Origin of the sequence: Rhizobium sp. BK418 (assembly GCF_004341105.1) — a bacterium.
Lineage (GTDB): Bacteria > Pseudomonadota > Alphaproteobacteria > Rhizobiales > Rhizobiaceae > Rhizobium.
Window position 1 is genome coordinate 86,647 of record NZ_SLZK01000001.1, and the last position, 16,004, is coordinate 102,650.

The 16,004-nt window shown below is 60.9% G+C and carries 21 protein-coding genes; 7 read left to right on the forward strand and 14 right to left on the reverse strand.

Features of this window, described 5'->3' with window-relative positions:
- The first annotated feature begins 79 nt into the window (after positions 1-79).
- Both recO and EV281_RS00410 read left to right on the forward strand, forming a co-directional pair.
- The gene (gene recO / locus EV281_RS00405) at positions 80-850 is read left to right on the forward strand and encodes a DNA repair protein RecO (RefSeq protein ID WP_132651009.1); all 771 of its coding nucleotides are present in this window, start codon (positions 80-82) and stop codon (positions 848-850) included.
- Positions 851-950: 100 nt separating this feature from the next.
- Positions 951-1,946 (forward strand): aldo/keto reductase, encoded by a 996-nt coding sequence (locus EV281_RS00410; RefSeq protein ID WP_132651010.1) that lies wholly within the window; start codon positions 951-953, stop codon positions 1,944-1,946.
- Here the strand turns inward: EV281_RS00410 and EV281_RS00415 are convergent, their stop codons facing one another.
- The 3 genes from EV281_RS00415 to EV281_RS00425 are packed head-to-tail and all read right to left on the reverse strand — an operon-like array spanning position 1,947 to position 5,455.
- The gene (locus EV281_RS00415) at positions 1,947-2,804 is read right to left on the reverse strand and encodes an MOSC domain-containing protein (protein WP_132651011.1); all 858 of its coding nucleotides are present in this window, start codon (positions 2,802-2,804) and stop codon (positions 1,947-1,949) included.
- A 29-nt stretch (positions 2,805-2,833) separates the two neighbouring features.
- Positions 2,834-3,478, reverse strand: a complete 645-nt coding sequence (locus EV281_RS00420) for an HD domain-containing protein (protein ID WP_132651012.1) — start codon at positions 3,476-3,478, stop codon at positions 2,834-2,836.
- A gap of 15 nt (positions 3,479-3,493) precedes the next feature.
- A complete protein-coding gene (locus EV281_RS00425; protein WP_245508199.1) occupies positions 3,494-5,455 on the reverse strand; it encodes an EAL domain-containing protein in 1,962 nt (653 codons plus the stop codon).
- Positions 5,456-5,923: 468 nt separating this feature from the next.
- Here EV281_RS00425 and EV281_RS00430 point away from each other — a divergent pair, with 468 nt between their 5' ends.
- Positions 5,924-6,265, forward strand: coding sequence for a hypothetical protein (locus EV281_RS00430; protein ID WP_132651013.1), 342 nt, complete (start codon positions 5,924-5,926; stop codon positions 6,263-6,265).
- Positions 6,266-6,390: 125 nt separating this feature from the next.
- Positions 6,391-6,906, forward strand: coding sequence for a superoxide dismutase family protein (locus EV281_RS00435; RefSeq protein ID WP_132651014.1), 516 nt, complete (start codon positions 6,391-6,393; stop codon positions 6,904-6,906).
- 11 nt (positions 6,907-6,917) lie between these two features.
- Here EV281_RS00435 and EV281_RS00440 read toward each other — a convergent pair whose 3' ends face one another.
- The 8 genes from EV281_RS00440 to EV281_RS00475 form a co-directional block, all read right to left on the reverse strand.
- On the reverse strand, positions 6,918-7,862 hold the full coding sequence (locus EV281_RS00440) for a mechanosensitive ion channel domain-containing protein (protein WP_132651015.1): 945 nt from the start codon (positions 7,860-7,862) through the stop codon (positions 6,918-6,920).
- Between the two features lie 54 nt (positions 7,863-7,916).
- Positions 7,917-8,447, reverse strand: coding sequence for a tyrosine phosphatase family protein (locus EV281_RS00445; protein WP_132651016.1), 531 nt, complete (start codon positions 8,445-8,447; stop codon positions 7,917-7,919).
- Positions 8,444-9,052, reverse strand: coding sequence for an HD family hydrolase (locus EV281_RS00450; protein ID WP_132651017.1), 609 nt, complete (start codon positions 9,050-9,052; stop codon positions 8,444-8,446). The genes EV281_RS00445 and EV281_RS00450 overlap by 4 nt, the downstream gene beginning before the upstream one ends.
- Positions 9,049-9,888 carry a folate-binding protein YgfZ gene (locus EV281_RS00455; protein WP_132651018.1) on the reverse strand — a complete coding sequence of 280 codons (840 nt, stop codon included), beginning with the start codon at positions 9,886-9,888 and terminating at the stop codon, positions 9,049-9,051. The genes EV281_RS00450 and EV281_RS00455 overlap by 4 nt, the downstream gene beginning before the upstream one ends.
- Positions 9,889-9,958: 70 nt before the next feature.
- The gene (locus EV281_RS00460) at positions 9,959-10,714 is read right to left on the reverse strand and encodes a hypothetical protein (protein ID WP_132651019.1); all 756 of its coding nucleotides are present in this window, start codon (positions 10,712-10,714) and stop codon (positions 9,959-9,961) included.
- A gap of 19 nt (positions 10,715-10,733) precedes the next feature.
- On the reverse strand, positions 10,734-10,991 hold the full coding sequence (locus tag EV281_RS00465; protein WP_018115578.1) for a hypothetical protein: 258 nt from the start codon (positions 10,989-10,991) through the stop codon (positions 10,734-10,736).
- Positions 10,992-11,094: 103 nt separating this feature from the next.
- The gene (locus EV281_RS00470; protein ID WP_184327178.1) at positions 11,095-11,556 is read right to left on the reverse strand and encodes a TIGR02301 family protein; all 462 of its coding nucleotides are present in this window, start codon (positions 11,554-11,556) and stop codon (positions 11,095-11,097) included.
- A gap of 63 nt (positions 11,557-11,619) precedes the next feature.
- The gene (locus tag EV281_RS00475) at positions 11,620-12,036 is read right to left on the reverse strand and encodes an NUDIX domain-containing protein (protein WP_132651020.1); all 417 of its coding nucleotides are present in this window, start codon (positions 12,034-12,036) and stop codon (positions 11,620-11,622) included.
- Positions 12,037-12,143: 107 nt separating this feature from the next.
- Between EV281_RS00475 and EV281_RS00480 the strand changes: the two genes are divergently transcribed.
- The 3 genes from EV281_RS00480 to EV281_RS00490 all read left to right on the forward strand — a co-directional run bounded on the left by EV281_RS00480 (position 12,144) and on the right by EV281_RS00490 (position 14,028).
- Complete coding sequence (locus EV281_RS00480; protein ID WP_132651021.1) at positions 12,144-12,464, forward strand: YnfA family protein; 321 nt, start codon at positions 12,144-12,146, stop codon at positions 12,462-12,464.
- A gap of 84 nt (positions 12,465-12,548) precedes the next feature.
- Positions 12,549-13,316, forward strand: a complete 768-nt coding sequence (locus EV281_RS00485) for an SOS response-associated peptidase (RefSeq protein ID WP_132651022.1) — start codon at positions 12,549-12,551, stop codon at positions 13,314-13,316.
- A gap of 91 nt (positions 13,317-13,407) precedes the next feature.
- Entirely contained in the window at positions 13,408-14,028 is a 621-nt protein-coding gene (locus EV281_RS00490) for a LysE/ArgO family amino acid transporter (protein WP_184327375.1), read from the forward strand.
- Here EV281_RS00490 and EV281_RS30985 read toward each other — a convergent pair.
- The 3 genes from EV281_RS30985 to EV281_RS00500 form a co-directional block, all read right to left on the reverse strand.
- On the reverse strand, positions 14,025-14,162 hold the full coding sequence (locus EV281_RS30985; RefSeq protein ID WP_165911818.1) for a hypothetical protein: 138 nt from the start codon (positions 14,160-14,162) through the stop codon (positions 14,025-14,027). The two genes, EV281_RS00490 and EV281_RS30985, sit on opposite strands and share 4 nt — an antisense overlap.
- A gap of 166 nt (positions 14,163-14,328) precedes the next feature.
- The gene (gene pssA / locus EV281_RS00495; RefSeq protein ID WP_132651023.1) at positions 14,329-15,174 is read right to left on the reverse strand and encodes a CDP-diacylglycerol--serine O-phosphatidyltransferase; all 846 of its coding nucleotides are present in this window, start codon (positions 15,172-15,174) and stop codon (positions 14,329-14,331) included.
- An 18-nt stretch (positions 15,175-15,192) separates the two neighbouring features.
- Entirely contained in the window at positions 15,193-15,900 is a 708-nt protein-coding gene (locus tag EV281_RS00500) for a phosphatidylserine decarboxylase (RefSeq protein WP_281026254.1), read from the reverse strand.
- Positions 15,901-16,004: the final 104 nt, after the last annotated feature.

Sequence of the window (16,004 nt, forward strand, 5' to 3'; positions counted from 1 at the left end):
AGTCTTTCCCGCTCAGAATGCTTCAATCTGACCCGGAAAGGTTTTAGAGTGAATCCGCAGGCTGAAGGACGGTTTTCCGATGCAATGGCAGGATCAGGCGATCATTCTTGGCGTCAAACGCCACGGCGAGACGAGCGTCATCGCCGAGGTGATGACGCGCGAGCGCGGCCGTCACCTCGGTCTCGTCCGCTCCGGCCGTTCGCGCACCATGCAGCCAGTGCTGCAACCCGGCAACGAGGTGGAAGTCATCTGGCGTGCCCGGCTGGACGAGCATCTCGGTGAGTTCCGCATCGAACCGGTCAAGCTGCGCGCGGCGCGGCTGATGGAGACGGCAACCGCCGTCTATGGCGTGCAGGCCATGGGCGCGCTTCTGCGCCTGCTGCCGGAGCGTGATCCGCACCCGCATCTCTTCGAAGCGCTGGAAATCATCCTCGATCACCTCCACAATCCTGCCGATGCCGGTGAGCTTTTCGTGCGCTTCGAGCTCGCAGTGCTGAACGATCTTGGCTTTGGGCTCGACCTTACTGAATGTGCGGCGACTGGAGCCCGCACCGATCTCGCCTATGTCTCGCCGAAGTCCGGCCGCGCCGTCAGTCGCGGCGCCGGAGAGCCCTGGGCCGATAAGATGCTGCTTTTGCCGGCCTTCCTGAGTGTGCAGGAAAACCAGGCAGCCGATTTCGAAAGCCTCACGGCGGCATTCCGTCTGACTGGATTCTTTCTGCATCGTCATGTCTACGAACCGCGTGGTCTCGAGGCTTCTGCGGCGCGTGAAGGCTTCGTTCAGGCTGCGCTCAAGGCCCTGAACCCGGCTGCGCGGACGCTTTTGCGACCGGATGAGCTTTCCGCTTGAACGGCTTTTCATTCGTGCAAAACATCCTTCAGCTTTGGCGGTTTACCCCCACGCGCCGTGCCCCTATGTCTCCTTGAACTGAGCGCTCAAGGAGGAAGCCATGCTGAGCAGACCCGAAACATCGACTACCATCACGCTCTGGAACGGGCAGGAGATTCCGCGCCTCGGCATGGGCTGCTGGGCGATCGGCGGTCCCTTCTTTGCAGGCGACACGCCGCTCGGCTGGGGCGAGGTGGATGACAATGAATCGATAGCGGCCATCAACCGTGCCATCGACCTTGGCATCCGCTTCTTCGATACGGCCTCGAATTACGGCGCCGGCCATTCGGAAGAGGTCCTGGGACAGGCGATTGGCAATCGCGCCGATATCGTCATCGCCACCAAGTTCGGCTTTGCCACCAATCCGGAGACGAAGCAGGCGACCGGTGCCTTTGCCGATCCGGCCTTCATTCGCCAGTCCGTCGAGACATCGCTGCGCCGGCTGAAGCGGGAGCGTCTCGACCTCCTGCAATTTCATCTCAACGATTTTCCGCTGGCACAGTCCGACGAAGTCTTCGATACGCTGGAGGCGCTGCGAGCGGAGGGCAAGATCGATGCCTTCGGCTGGAGCACGGATTTCCCAGATCGTGCCGCCCGCCATGTCGGCCGGTCCGGTTTTGTTTCGATCCAGCATACGATGAATGTCTTCGAGCCCGTGCCGCAAATGATCGATGTCGTCGAGAGGAACGGACTCATCTCCATCAATCGCGGCCCGCTGGCCATGGGCCTGCTGACCGGCAAATTCACGCCGGACAAGGCGGTCGGCGCCAAGGATGTGCGCGGCGCCGCACTCGACTGGATGGTCTATTTCAAGGACGGCCGGATCGCGCCGGAATTTGCGGCAAGGCTCGATGCCTTGCGCAGCCTGCTGACATCTGAGGGCCGCACCCTGACGCAGGGTGCTCTCGCCTGGCTCTGGGCGCGTTCGTCGCGCACCTTGCCTATTCCTGGCTTCCGGACGGTCGCGCAGGTCGAGGAGAACGCCGGCGCACTGGAAAAGGGTCCATTGCCCAACAATGTGATGGCAGAGATCGACGCAGCGCTGGCGCGGGTGTGACTATGCCCGGGCGCGAACCTTGAAGGCCCAACCCTCCGGTCGCGACTCGATGATTTTCACCTCGTCGCCGATCGTGACCCTGCCATTGCCGCGCGGGGTCACGTTCCAGCCGAAAAGGGGGCCGGGCACGCGCCGGTCGCCCGACATGCGGATCCTGCCCATGGCTGGTATGGGGCTTGGTACCTCGCGGGAGCCCGTCAACTGGTCCTGCGTGGTCATGATGCAACGGGCGCAGGGTTTTACGAGATCGAAGCGGATACCGGAGATTTCGATGGCCGCCCAGCGGTCTTCCGCCCAGGCTTCGTCCGTTTCGATAACGATATTCGGCCGGAAACGCTCCATGCCGACACTGCCTTCGGCGTGGGCGGCAAGATCTGCGTTCAGCGCCTTCAGCGATCCCGTCGTCGTCACCAGAATCTGGTAGCCGTCAGAAAAGGCCACCGGCGAACCTTCACCTGCCCATTCGGCATTGGCCGTTCGCCGCGCCTGGCCATCGAAAAAGACGAGCCTCACGTCGCGCCCGAGCCATTCCGAAAGCCTGGCATTGATTTCATCGTCGGCAACGGCGGCACTGACGGCCGATTTCCAGACGATGACGTCGAGCCGCCGGTCCGGATGCGGCGGCGGCACGGCAATATCGGCCTTGCCTTGCATCAGCAGCCGGAAGGCGCCGGCCTCGGGCCGCACCTCAATACGGGCGAGCGCAGGAAGTTCGCGTTGCGTTATGAAATGTCCGTCCGGATCCGTCACCATCGCCCGCCGGTCGCCGGGCAGGCCATAGGCGTCAATCTCCGTAAAGGGCAGGGCAATGCCGCGGGCGCTCTTGAGCGGATAAATGAAGAGATCACTGACACGCATCCCATGCTCCTCCTAGATTTTCGTTCCAATTAGATTTCGTCCATGAATGCCGCGAGAAAATCGCGCAGGCTTCTGTCGCGGGTCGCGGCCAGTTCACGGCCGGTCCGGGTCTGGAAACCATCCGCCAGTTTGAACAGTTTCGTCTGGAAATGGTCAATTGCATAACGCTTGTCATCGAGCGGCCGGCTCTCGGCGGCGGGATCGAAAGGATCGTAGAGGCCCGATCCGAGGCGCCCTGCGATATAGAAACAGCGTGCAGCGCCCACCATGCCGATGGCATCCAGCCGGTCCGCATCCTGCAGGATCTTTGCCTCCAACGTTTCCGGCGGCACATTGGCCGAAAAACTGTGCGCCGTCACCGCATGGGCGACATCAGCGATATCCTCGTCGTCCCATCCGAGTTCTTTCAATATCCGCGAGGCTTTTTCTGCGGCGAGCGCCGAGGCCTGGGCGCGCAGCGGCGAGTTCTTCTCGACTGCGACGCAATCGTGCAGCAGCACGGCAGCCGCAAGCACCCGGCCTTTGCCGCCTTCCGCGGAATGGATGCGCATGGCATTGCGGAAGACACGCAGAATATGGGCAAGGTCATGCGACCCGTCGTCGCCGTCACTCGCATGTGGAATGAGCTCCACAGCAAGCGCCTCGTGAGGAGAGAAGGCTTCGGCCTTGAACATCGTTGTCACCGGTTTTCAAAGAAATCCTATTCCGTCGATAACGGCTTGGCCGGCGAGTCGCAATGTGCCGAAATCAGCGCCGGATTTGGTGAGCGGCGTAACGTTGCCCTGCTTCTTCGGCGGCATGCAGAGCATGAGGGCCACCTCGCCGAATGGTTTCGGCGGGCTGATATGATAGCCCTGGATCTCGTCGCATGCTTCGCGCTCCAGCAGCGCCATCTGCTCGGCGGTTTCGACGCCCTCCACGGTCACGCGCATGCCGAGCGCATCGCCGAGCAGGATGATGGCGCGCATGATCGCATGCGCTTCCCTGTTCTCGACGATGTCGTTCACGAAGGACTTGTCGATCTTGATCTTGTCGAAGGGGAAGCTCGAGAGATAGCTGAGCGACGAATAACCGGTTCCGAAATCGTCCATGGAAATGCGGATGCCGCGCTCCTTGAGCGCATGCAGGATCGGCAGCACCTCATCGCGATTTTCCATTAGCACGCTTTCGGTGATCTCGAGTTCGAGACGTGAGGGCGAGAGTTCGGCTGCAGCAAGCGCCTCGTTGACATCCTGCGGCAGGTCGCTGCTCGAGAACTGGATGGCCGAGACATTGACGGCGATCTTGATATCTTCGGGCCATTGCGCTGCATCGTTGCAGGCCCGGCGCAAAACCCAGCGGCCAATATCGACTACGAGGCCGACCTCTTCGGCCAGCGGAATGAACTCCATCGGCGAGACGCGGCCGCGCACCGGATGATTCCAGCGGATCAGCGCCTCGAAACCGCAGATGCGATGCTGAGCCAGGTCGTAAAGCGGCTGGTAGTGAAGCTCGAATTCCTCGTTCTGGACGGCGGCGCGCAGATCGGCCTCCAGCGCATGGCGGGCCTGCATCTTCTCGTCCATTTCGCCGATGAAGAAGCGCTCGTGGCGGCGCCCGTCCGCCTTGGCATGGGAAAGTGCGACGGCCGCGTTGCGCAGCAGTTTGTCGGTCTCGAGGGCATCGTCAGGGGCGATCGAAATGCCCATGGAAACGCTGAGTTCCACCTGCTTATCGCCGCGGAAGAAGGGTTCGCTGAGCTCCCGGCGGATCTGGTCGGCGAGCGCCGTGATGTTCCACGGCTGCTGGCGGCGCGTCTGCAGGATCGCGAATTCGTCCGAGCCGAGACGCGCAAGGATATTCTCCGAGCCGGCTGAAGCGCGGATGCGCTCTGCCACCTGTCGCAGAATCTTGTCGCCGGCTGAAACACCCAACGTATTGTTGATCGATTTGAACCGGTCGAGGTTGAGATGCACGAGCGCGATCTGCTCACCTTCCTTGCGCTCGGCAAGGGCGGCATCCAGCTGCTCGCGGAAGCGAATGCGGTTCGGCAGCCCGGTCAGCGGATCGTGATGGGCAAGATAGGTAATGCGCTCGGCCGCCTTGCGGTCTTCGGTAACGTCGGCATGAATGGCGATATTGCTGCCGTCGGCCAGGATAGTAACCACGCTCTGGATGATGCGGCCGTCATCCATCAGCCATTCGCGCCGGCGGATGCGCCCTGCTCTGGAGGAGGTTTCCCGCCCCTCCTTCTTGCGGCGCGCCCCGCTATTGGCCTGTTCCGTGCCGCGCGTCTTGCTTATCAGCTCCGCAATTGCGGTACCGGGCGAAACATCGTTTTCGGTGAAGCCGAAGAGCTGGCGAAAGCGCAGGTTAGAAAGGGTTAGGCATTGATCCGCATCGAAGACGCTGAGGCCGAGCGGCAGATTGTTGAGAACAATCTCGATGAGCTTGCGCTGTTCTGCCAGCGCCTGCGTTGCGGAACTGATCGTGTTCTTCAGTTCGCGGTTTTCGACGAGCAGCGTTTCGGCGTTGCGCTTGAGCTCATCATATTCGCTTTCATGGCTGCGATAGGTCGTGATGACGAGCTCCATCAGGCGCTCTGCATCGATCGATCCATCCTCGCTGACGGCTTGCGTGCACTGTTGCCAGAAAAGCGTCTCAGCTTTCATGCGCTCAACTTCCCCTGAGGGACGGTTGCGATGAAAGCATAGCAAAAGGCAAAGGCGTCTTCGATTGGCAAAAGTGCCATATCGCGCCGGGCATAAAAAAGACCTTTCTAAAATGAATACAAGAACCGACTTTTATAAGCAGCAAGTGTCCGTTTCCGGCAACTCTCAAGCGGCATCATCTACCGCTCCGATTAATAATCGGTTGCAGCCGGGTGATGCTTTATACCTAGCCGGCAATTTGTCTGTATCTCGCAAACTCCTGAAATAGCGAGAAAAACGGGGTCTCCGACGGAGGTTGAAAGCGCCGTCGGAAGGCGCAGTTACAGTTTGTCAACCATGGTTAATCGGGAGTTAACAGCTTGTTGACCGAAATCGCAAATCAGTTTACCCAGCATATCGACCTTGATCTTTTCCACCCGCGTACTGCGTACAGACTGTCACCGGAAGAAGCGGTGAACGGAGGTTTGTATGATTCATCTTTCATCGGTTTCCGACGTCTCCTATGCATATTTGGCAACGCTCACACGGCTCGATGCCAATGGCGACGGCGTGCTCAGCCGAAGCGAACGCGCGGCAGATCAAAAGCCTGGCATCATCCGTGAATTTCTTGAGGTGGACGATGCCGGCAGCGCCCAGACGCAATATCGAAGCAATCTGGCTGCCCTGATGATGGAATATCAAGACAACGGATCGCTGACAGGCTCGACGGTTCCCTATGCGCTGCAGCAGATCACTCCCGATGCCAATGATCAGCCGATGCAGGTCTATCGCAATACCTATGGCGAATTCGATTTCGGTATCGCCGACTGAGCGTTACGCACCTGTCTCAGCAAGTGAGTCGGCCGCCGGTCGGCTTTTTCTTGCCTTTTAGGCAAGCAGGAACACCTTCTTCCATGAGACGTTGGGACACAGTCCCCGAAACGGAAGGAAACCTGATGAAAATCGTATGCACCATCGCTGCCCTCGGCCTCTTAGCGGCGGCGTCTCAAGGCCTTGCCCAGGACAAACAGACAGCGACGGCAAATTTTACCGGCCCTGACGGCAAGGATTCCGGCCGTGCCACGCTGACGGCTGCCGCCAACGGCGGCGTCTTCATTGAAGCCGAAATCTCCGGCCTGCCGGCCAACAAATGGGTTGCCTTCCATATCCATGAAACTGGCCGCTGCGATGCCGCAACCCATCATGAAACGGCGGGCGGCCATTTCAACCCGACCAAGGCCGAACACGGCTTCCTGGCAGCCAAGGGGCCGCATGCGGGCGACATGCCGAACCAGTACGTCGGACAGGACGGCATCCTGCGCGCCCAGATTTTCGACAGCATGGTCTCTCTCGACGGCAAGGAGGATGGCGTGCGCGGACGTGCGCTGATAGTGCATGCCGAATCCGATGATTACCGCAGCCAGCCATCGGGCGGCGCCGGCGACAGGATCGCCTGCGGGGTGATCAAGTAACCAGGAAAGCTCTATGGCTGGGTTTGCGCGGACGCCTTCGGCGCTCTCCTGCGGGCCGGAGCCTTGGCCGGGGTCTCCTCCGGGGTGGCGTGAAGGTCCGGAGCATTGGACGCTGGCGCCTGCGCCGGATTGTAGGTCACCTGCGGGTAGGGGATCGTTATCCCCTTCTCGTCAAAGGTAAGCTTGGCGCGTTTGATCATGTCACGGCTGAGGTCCCACCAATCGCCGGTCTTGGCCCAATAGCGCAGCGTTACATAGATCGCGCTTTCGCCGAAGCTGTCGACAAAAGCAGTGGGCGCCGGCGCCTTGAGCACGCGCTTATCGTCGGCGGCGAGACCCATCAACGTTTCCATCGCCAGATCGAGGTCGTCCTCATAGGCAATGCCGATCTTCAAGTCGTTCTGCCGGGTCGGCTGGCGGCTGTAGTTCGTGATCGGCGTATTCCATAAAGTCGAATTGGGCGCCAGCCGGTAGAGGCCATCTCCCGTCTTCAGTTCCGTGGCGAAAAGGCCGATTTCAAGCACCGTGCCGCTGACACTGCTTGTCTCGATATATTCGCCGACACGGAAGGGCCGCAGTACCAGCAGCATGATACCGGCAGCGATATTCTGCAGCGTGCCCTGGAGCGCGAGGCCGACGGCGAGGCCGGCGGCGCCGAGAGTGGCAATGATCGATGCCGTCTGCACGCCGAATTGTCCAAGCACGGTGATGAACACCAGCATCAACAGCGCATAGTGCACGACGTTGGTGAAGAAGCGGGCAAGTGTCTCATCAATGCCGCGCACGCGCGAGATACCTTCATAGACCCAGCGGCTAGCGAGACTCGCCAGCACCCAGCCGACGATGAGCAGAATGATCGCCCCAAGGATGGAAAAGGAATATTGAACGGCAAGCGCACTCGCCTGACCGAGCGCTGAACGCGTTGCGATGATGAAGTCGGTGGCCTGTTGTTCCATCACTTGCTCCACAAATGCCTCGTCGACAGCTAGATGGAGCAGAGGCCAGGAGCGTCAACCGATTGAATTGTCCCGAACGGAAAGCAGGAAAGGCGCGTTGCCGTCAGCCTCCGCGCCGCGGCCGATGGCCCTGACGGCATCGACGAGCCGCCCGCAACGACCAAGCAGCGCATCGCCGATTTCGATGATTCGGCCATTCGGCGTCGCATAGGGCGATGCCGCCCGCAGCCGGCGGGCAAGCGCTAGCTCATCCTGTTCGGGTGCGAGCGACAGCGTCGCAATCAGCGCCGCTGCGGGCGATCGCGACACGCCCATCCAGCAGTGGATCAGGAGCGGCGCTTCCTGCTGCCAACCGGCAGCGAAATCGATGATCGCCTGCACATGTTTTTCGTCGGGGGCGACGAGATCACCGGTGCCCTTGAAGGCAATATCGTTCATGGTGAGCAGCAGGTGCCGGTCGGCCCGGATGACGCCCGGCCGGTGAAAGGCCTGCTCCTTTGCCATCAGGCTGATCATCTCGCGCGCTTTGTGCCGCACCGCCATTTCGCCGACACGCGCCAGCGGAGAAACCACGATCAAGGTCACGGCTTCGTGCCTCGCGCCGCCTCGATCTCGGCGAAGCGCTCGCAGAACAGCCGCTGCGCCTCGATCGCCGGCAAGGGATCGATCAGCAGCATGTCTCTGGAAATGCCGCGCGGCTGCCCGAAGAATTTCTGTGCTTCCGCAGGCGTGAAGCCGGCAAGCACCGTCGCCTCGAAATAGGCGGCGATCGTGTCGGCCTTCTTGATCTTGTCCTTGAGTTCGCGGGAGGGATGCGGCGGCAGGCCGAAGCGCAGGTGCACGGCAGCTTCCAGCCGCTTCTCGATCATCTTGTATCCGCCGCCGACAACGGCCTTGAAGGGCGAGATCATGTCGCCGATCACATATTCCGGCGCATCATGCAGCAACGCCATCAGGCAATCGCTCGGGGTGGCCTCGTTGAAATGCCGGAAGATGAATTCGACGACGAGGCAGTGCTGCGCAACGGAAAAAGCATGGTCGCCCGACGTCTGGCCGTTCCAGCGGGCAACGCGTGCAAGCCCGTGGGCGATATCGGACAGCTCGACATCGAGCGGCGAGGGGTCGAGCAGATCGAGCCGCCGGCCGGACAGCATGCGTTGCCAGGCGCGTGGAGCCTTCGCAGCGGTCACGCGCTCGCCTCGTCGGCAGACGTCGGAAAGCTGAGGCCGGACCAGGCCGGCAGACTGAGCGTCACGGAAACGTCGCCGGCGAGCAGCAGTATTCCCGAGGCCATCGCCTCGCCAGCACGGTCGATGCGCACGATCGCAAGCCCTCTCTGCCCTTCGACGGAACCGAGCGTGCCGATCGCTTTGCCGCTGGCGGTGATTTGGGTGCCGCCGGCAGGCAGTGCTGCCCCCGCCGAAACGATGACGACGCGACGGCGCGCCGTACCGCGATGCTGCATGCGGGACACCACTTCCTGACCGACATAGCAGCCCTTCTTGAAGGAGAGGCCGCCATTGAAATCCATCAGCACGTCATGCGGAAAAGCGTCCTGAAGCGCATAATCTGGCCCTGACGTGACAATTCCATTCTCGATACGGAGCGCATCGTAGGACCTCGCGCTATCGTTGCCATGATGGCCGGCGCGGCGAAGAAGCGTGACGCCTGCCTTGGCGAAGCGGCTATCCTTGACGCCTTCCGTCGCATTCTCGTCCCACGAAACGGTCACGCCATCCTCGGCAACAGGCGTCAGCGTCACCGGCGCACGCAGGCGGTACATGGTCAGCCGCTTGAGCAAGGCTTCGCGCTGGGCCGCGTCCGTTTCGATGATGAAACCGTCGCCGTCGCGCCAGATCACGAAGTCGAACAGGATCTTGCCCTGAGGCGTCAGCAGCGCACCCGGCCGCGCCTCATCGGCGCCCATCGAGACGATGTCGGTGGTGATGAGATTTTGCAGAAAGGATTCTGCTTCCGCGCCGCCAACGGCAATGAGCGAGCGGTCTTTCAGGAATACGGCTGGCATGGCGAAACCTGTCGCGTTGGTGATCGCTCAGAGGTAAGTCTTTGACGTTGACGGTGCAAGCGTTGCGGCGTCAGTCACCCGCGGTGAAGAACTTCCATTTGCCGTCGGGCGCGATGCCGAGGCGATAGAAATTATAGCCGCCGAACTCCTGCATGTCGGAGAGATCGCCAGCGGTCACGATGCGCAGCAGTTCCACGCGCTCCGGCGGCGTCAGCGACTTCAGGTCCTTTTCGGCGAAATAGGGCCAGACATACATCTCGTCCGCCGTGCCCTGGCCGACATGCACGAAGCCGGTCGAGATGACATCGAGCATGATCGCGAGGATTTCATCGCCATCGGGATCGCCTGAGAGATCCTTCAGCGTGCCGATCGGATCGTCGGTCGGCTCGCCGACGGTCACCTGCGTCTGGTCGGCGCCGGTCCCCATCAGCGGGCGCAGGCGTTCCAGATCACCTGAAGCAGCGGCCTCGACGATCTGTTCGCGCATTTTGCGAACCGGTTCCGGCACCTTGCTAATGTCATAAATGACTTCGACGGGTTTCGAATCGTCGGATGCGCCCGGCGTCTTGTCGACGCCCTGGCCGCTGTTCTTGTTGACGAGCGGATCAGGCTGGGGAACGCCGGGAGAACCGTTCTGCGGTGCAGCCGGCTGCGTCTGACCCTGTTGCGCCGTCGCAGCAGGCGCATCGGGTTGGCCCGGAATCTTTTGAAGTTCGGAAAGCGCGTAGGCGGAAGAAGCGGACAGTACGCTGCCAGCGACGAGACCGACAGCAAGAACAACCGGCGCGAGTGAAATTCGCGAGGACATATCTTTACCGGTACGCATGAGACTCTCTGTGATGCCCTTATTGCAAGGTGCGGTTGGTGGAAAATTCACCTGCCAGCATGCGATCGCGCAGCGAATCGAGCAAGGCCTCGGCGCTGCCCTCGCCATGCAGCCTGATCGTCTCGCGCAGCGCATGCGCAATTGCAGCATCGGCAATGATTTCAGGCTCGATGCCATCGGCCATGCCGTCGGCCCAAGCCTCGTTCTGGTATTCCAGAGCCGCCTGCATCTTTTCGTGGACGATCATGTCGTCGATGTCGTTGAGGCTTGGTTCCATTGTCTTTTCCTCAGAACTTCTGATGTCTTACCGCTGCGTTAACAAGACTAACAGCCTTTTCCCAAAACGACACGTCCGCATGCGAAAACAGGTTAATTAATCGTTAATTTCCAAAGCGCGAAGTAATTTCTGTGGCGAGTGTTGCACCTTCGTTACGGTAGCGCTCTTCTGCCACGATGGCCGCCTGTGTGCAATCGGTATAAACCGAGGCGAATGCCCGGTATCCGCGATTGAAAGCTGCGGTCAGTTTTTCCTTGCGCTGCGGCTCCCCATTCGTTTCAGAATCAAGCAGTTGCTGCATGTCGGTCCGCCATTCGTCTGCGCCCGGTGCCTTGCAGAGCGTCCGCAGGTAATGCACCGAACCCAGGACCTCCGCCAGCCGCGCCAGCTTGTCGTCGTAGGGCACGGTCACAACCTGCGGTGCGACCTCTGCCGGCGGCGGAGGGGCCGCATTCTTGCCGCCTTGCGCCATTGTGGGACCAGCCCAGGTAAGGCCGATAAAGACGAAAGATGACAAGACAACGCGTCCAACGGGAATCATGTTCACAGTTGATACAGCGAGCATGACGGGAACAAGGCGAATGCCGCACTTTCCACTTCTATTCTGCAGACTGTCCCGGTTGCCGCGTCATTTTCCCGCCGCAAGCCGTTCTGCACATTCGAGTACGCTTTGCGGCACCGGCAAGCGCCGGATCTCTTCTACGCTGTACCAGCCGATCGCGGCCGCATCGTCGGCAGCTTCGGCAACAAGATGACGGTCTGCTTCGACGCGGAAGACGGACAGGAAGAAATGGCTGCTGATGCTACCGTCCGGCGCATGGGTCTTTAGGTCGTAAGTGGAGAAGAGGCGGGGGTTGCGGGCCTGAATGCCGGTCTCCTCGAAGAATTCTCGCAATGCCGTCTCTTCGGGCTTTTCGCCCGGCTCGCCGCGCCCGCCGGGAAAGGCGTACATATCGGCCGAGGGCGGGTTTCGCCGTAATACGAGAAGAAACCGGCCGTCACGTTCGAGGATGGCGGAGGAGGCGGGTCTGGCTTCGGAAATCATGGCTTCGTACGCTTTGCTGCAATACCGCCTTATCTCACGCTCCGCTCGCCTTGCGCAACCGCCGGCATTGCGTGGAATATGACCTTTGCGATTCCTGCGAGATGCTCTTGACCTATCTGATCTATTTTCTTGCTGCCGTCTTCGAAATTGCCGGCTGCTTTGCCTTCTGGGCCTGGCTGCGGCTGGCAAAGCCGGTGTGGTGGCTCGCGCCGGGCCTGGTGTCACTGGCACTTTTTGCGTGGTTGCTGACGTTTGTGCCGAGCGAGGCAGCGGGGCGCACCTTCGCAGCCTATGGCGGCGTCTATATCGTCGCCTCGCTGCTTTGGCTCTGGCTGGTGGAAAACCGCATTCCCGACCGCTGGGATATCGGCGGCGCGCTGATCTGCCTCACTGGCTCGGCAGTCATCCTCTTTGCGCCACGCAGCTAGGGCAGTTCCGCAAAAGATGTGCAGCGAGAATGCCCGGGAGCAAAGCGCCTTGACCGATGCCGGGCAGGATGCAAAGAAATCCCCATGTGTGGACGTTTTGCCCTGACGAGCTCCAATGCCGCTGTGCAGGAGTTTTTCTCGACGCTTGATATCGATGCTTTCCCGGAGCGCTACAACATCGCGCCGACGCAGCCGATTCTCGTCGTCATCTCGGGCGAGGGGCAGGAGCCGGGCAGCAACCTTCCGGACCGACGTGCCCTGCTGGTGCGCTGGGGTTTTACGCCGGGCTGGGTTAAGGATCCCAAGGAGTTTCCGCTGCTGATCAATGCACGCGCCGAAACCGCGATCGGCAAGGCGTCCTTCCGCGCCGCCATGCGCCATCGCCGTATCCTCATCCCGGCCTCCGGGTTCTATGAATGGCATCGCCCTTCGAAGGAAAGCGGCGAGAAGGCACAGGCCTACTGGATCCGGCCGCGCCGCGGTGGCGTCATCGCCTTTGCTGGTCTCATGGAAACATGGTCCTCGGCCGATGGCTCGGAAGTGGATACAGGGGCTATCCTGACGACCAGGGCCAATAGCGCGATTTCGTCGATCCATGACCGCATGCCCGTCGTCATCCAGCCGGAGGATTTCTCCCGCTGGCTCGACTGCAAGACGCAGGAGCCGCGTGAGGTCATCGACCTCATGCAGCCGGTACAGGATGATTTTTTCGAGGCGATCCCGGTTTCCGACAAGGTCAACAAGGTCGCCAATATGGGGCCAGATCTGCACGAACCGGTGCCGCTCGAAAAGCCGCCGAAGCCGCCCCAGAAGAAAACGCCACCCGATGGCGGCCAGCTCAGCTTCTTCTGACGCATGTCGCGCGGAAGTATGCCGCGGTTTCGCCATAACGATCCGTGAAAACGAGAATTGAACGCTTCCCCATCTACCGGAAAATATGATGATTTCTCCATCCGCGGCGCTTGCCGGCTTCTTGCTTGGCGCTTCTCTGATTGTGGCGATCGGCGCACAGAACGCTTTCATCCTGCGGCAGGGGCTGCTGCGCTCGCATGTCTTCATTCTTTGCCTGATCTGCGCGCTTTCGGATGCCGTGTTGATTGCCGCAGGCGTCGGCGGGCTGGGCACGCTGGTGTCGCAATCGCCGATGCTGATTTCGGTGGTGACGATCGGCGGCGCTATATTCCTAGGCTCCTACGCCGTCATGGCTTCGCGCCGAGCGCTGCGTCCGGCCGCCATGCAGGCGGGTGCGCCGCAGGCTCTGGGGCTTAAGGCGGCGGTCGCAACCTGCCTCGCCTTCACCTTCCTCAATCCGCATGTCTATCTGGATACGGTCGTGCTGCTCGGCAGCCTGTCGGCCGCCTATCACGGCGCAGATCGTCTGGCCTATGGCGTCGGCGCCGCCACGGCGTCATTTGTCTGGTTCTTCGCGCTGGGATATGGGGCGCGCCTCTTGCAGCCCGTTTTTGCCAGACCCGCGGCATGGCGGGTTCTGGATGTCATTATCAGCATCGTCATGAGCTTGCTGGGGATCAGCCTGCTCGTCCGCTTCTTCAACCCCGCTTAGGCGGTCTTCTTGACCTTTACAGGCTTTGCCATCATCGAGGCCGCAGCCACGGCCTTGAGGCCGAGCGGGCGATAGTTGGTAGTGAGATCCGGCTTGGCTGCCTGCTGCTGTTCCGTGGTCTTCTTCGAGGTCACGATACTCTCCTCACGTGGTTCCCTAGAGTTTTATGTATCTTGGTCTTTTGTCTTCAATAACGACAAAAGCGAGGCATTGCTTATCAGGAAATATAACCACGGAGCATAATTCGCGAGGCTTAACCGAAGCCTGCGTACGTTAACACTTACTTAATAAAATAGACGCTCAGATGTGGCGACCGATATCGTCCTCTCCGACACCCGGCTCCTCGATAGTCAGGGTGCCATATTTGCGCCTCCACTTTCGCGCCCCGAAGGGCAGGGAAATGAGGTAGGCGCAGACGGTAAAGACCATCACTTCCCAGGTGAAGCTCATCAGCATCGCGACGTAGATGACGACGCCGAGCATGGCCGGCAGTACGAGATCGCGCCGCATGCGGCTCTCGGATTTGCCGGACCAGACGGGCAGGCGGCTGATGAGCAGGAAGGCGATGAGGACCGTGTAGCCCGAGGCGAGGAAGGCAAAGGTTCGGTCGGTGGCGAGACCGAGGAAGCCCAGATAAACCGGCAGCAATACCAACATTGCGCCAGCCGGCGCCGGCACGCCGACGAAATATTCTGACTGCCAGGGTGCGCGGTTCTCGCGCTCCGACATCACGTTGAAGCGGGCCAGCCGCAGACCAGCTGCGATCGCATAGATGAGTGCTGCGATCCAGCCGAGCGAGCGCGCTTCGTCAAGCGCATAGACATAGACCACGAGGGCAGGGGCGACGCCGAAATTGACGATGTCGGCAAGCGAATCCATCTGCGCGCCGAATTTCGACGTGGCCTTCATCAGCCGCGCCACGCGGCCGTCGACGCCATCGAGGAAGGCGGCGACGAGCACCATGGCGACAGCCAGTTCATAGCGGCTCTCGAAGGCGAGCCGGATGCCGGTCAGGCCGGCGCAGATAGCGAGAATGGTGATGAGGTTCGGAACGACGAGTCGGATCGGAATCTCGCGCAGGCGCGGCCCACGGGCGGAATCGTCGACCGGGCCATTCGGTTCGAAGGGCGGAAAGGGTGGTTCCATATCGCGCTCTCCTGAAACTTAGCTGCGGCGGCTGATGACCGGACCCTTCGCCGAAGCGAATTCGGCAATGACGGTCTCGCCGGCAACCGCCGTCTGGCCAAGCGAAACGCGCGGTGCGGCATTCGCCGGCAGGAACACGTCGAGCCGCGAGCCGAAGCGGATGAGGCCGAAACGCTCGCCCGCATCGACGGGTTCATTGACATGCGAAAAGCAGAGAATACGCCGCGCCACGAGTCCGGCGATCTGCACCACGCCGATCTGCCCATGACGGGTTTCGATGACGAGGCCGTTGCGCTCGTTGTCTTCGCTCGCCTTGTCGAGTTCGGCGTTCACGAAGCTGCCCGGGCGGTAATTGATGCTGACGATGCGGCCGCGCATCGGCGCGCGGTTCACATGGCAGTTGAAGACGTTCATGAAGACCGAGATGCGCAGCATCGGCTCGGCTCCAAGGTTCAGCTCGGCAGGCGGCGTCACCATCTGGATCGACGAGACCTTGCCGTCAGCGGGCGAAATCACGAGATCGTCGTCCTGCGGCGTCACGCGCTCCGGGTCACGGAAGAAGTAGGCGCACCAGAGCGTCAGGATGAGGCCGATCCAGAAGAGCGGTTTGAAGATCCAGCCCAATACGAGCGACGCGACGAAGAAGGCGGCGACGAAAGGGTAACCTTCCTTGTGCACCGGAACGATCGTGTTGCGAACCGTATCGAACAAGCTCATGTGTGCCAGGCTCCTGTCGTTTTTCGTATCCGCTGGTTACATAAAAACGACCTGAGGAGCAATGCCACGGACCTCAGGCAGCCTTCCTTGCGCTGGTTCTGAACAACAAAACG

Excerpts from the sequence above, each read along its gene's own strand:
- EV281_RS00425 (WP_245508199.1), bottom strand. The coding sequence starts at position 5,455 with ATGAAAGCTGAGACGCTTTTCTGGCAACAGTGCACGCAAGCCGTCAGC.
- EV281_RS00440 (WP_132651015.1), bottom strand. The coding sequence starts at position 7,862 with ATGGAACAACAGGCCACCGACTTCATCATCGCAACGCGTTCAGCGCTC.
- recO (WP_132651009.1), top strand. The coding sequence starts at position 80 with ATGCAATGGCAGGATCAGGCGATCATTCTTGGCGTCAAACGCCACGGC.
- EV281_RS00430 (WP_132651013.1), top strand. The coding sequence starts at position 5,924 with ATGATTCATCTTTCATCGGTTTCCGACGTCTCCTATGCATATTTGGCA.
- EV281_RS00465 (WP_018115578.1), bottom strand. The coding sequence starts at position 10,991 with ATGGAACCAAGCCTCAACGACATCGACGACATGATCGTCCACGAAAAG.
- EV281_RS00415 (WP_132651011.1), bottom strand. The coding sequence starts at position 2,804 with ATGCGTGTCAGTGATCTCTTCATTTATCCGCTCAAGAGCGCCCGCGGC.
- pssA (WP_132651023.1), bottom strand. The coding sequence starts at position 15,174 with ATGGAACCACCCTTTCCGCCCTTCGAACCGAATGGCCCGGTCGACGAT.
- EV281_RS00435 (WP_132651014.1), top strand. The coding sequence starts at position 6,391 with ATGAAAATCGTATGCACCATCGCTGCCCTCGGCCTCTTAGCGGCGGCG.
- EV281_RS00460 (WP_132651019.1), bottom strand. The coding sequence starts at position 10,714 with ATGCGTACCGGTAAAGATATGTCCTCGCGAATTTCACTCGCGCCGGTT.
- EV281_RS00470 (WP_184327178.1), bottom strand. The coding sequence starts at position 11,556 with ATGCTCGCTGTATCAACTGTGAACATGATTCCCGTTGGACGCGTTGTC.
- EV281_RS00420 (WP_132651012.1), bottom strand. The coding sequence starts at position 3,478 with ATGTTCAAGGCCGAAGCCTTCTCTCCTCACGAGGCGCTTGCTGTGGAG.
- EV281_RS00410 (WP_132651010.1), top strand. The coding sequence starts at position 951 with ATGCTGAGCAGACCCGAAACATCGACTACCATCACGCTCTGGAACGGG.
- EV281_RS00485 (WP_132651022.1), top strand. The coding sequence starts at position 12,549 with ATGTGTGGACGTTTTGCCCTGACGAGCTCCAATGCCGCTGTGCAGGAG.
- EV281_RS00475 (WP_132651020.1), bottom strand. The coding sequence starts at position 12,036 with ATGATTTCCGAAGCCAGACCCGCCTCCTCCGCCATCCTCGAACGTGAC.
- EV281_RS00455 (WP_132651018.1), bottom strand. The coding sequence starts at position 9,888 with ATGCCAGCCGTATTCCTGAAAGACCGCTCGCTCATTGCCGTTGGCGGC.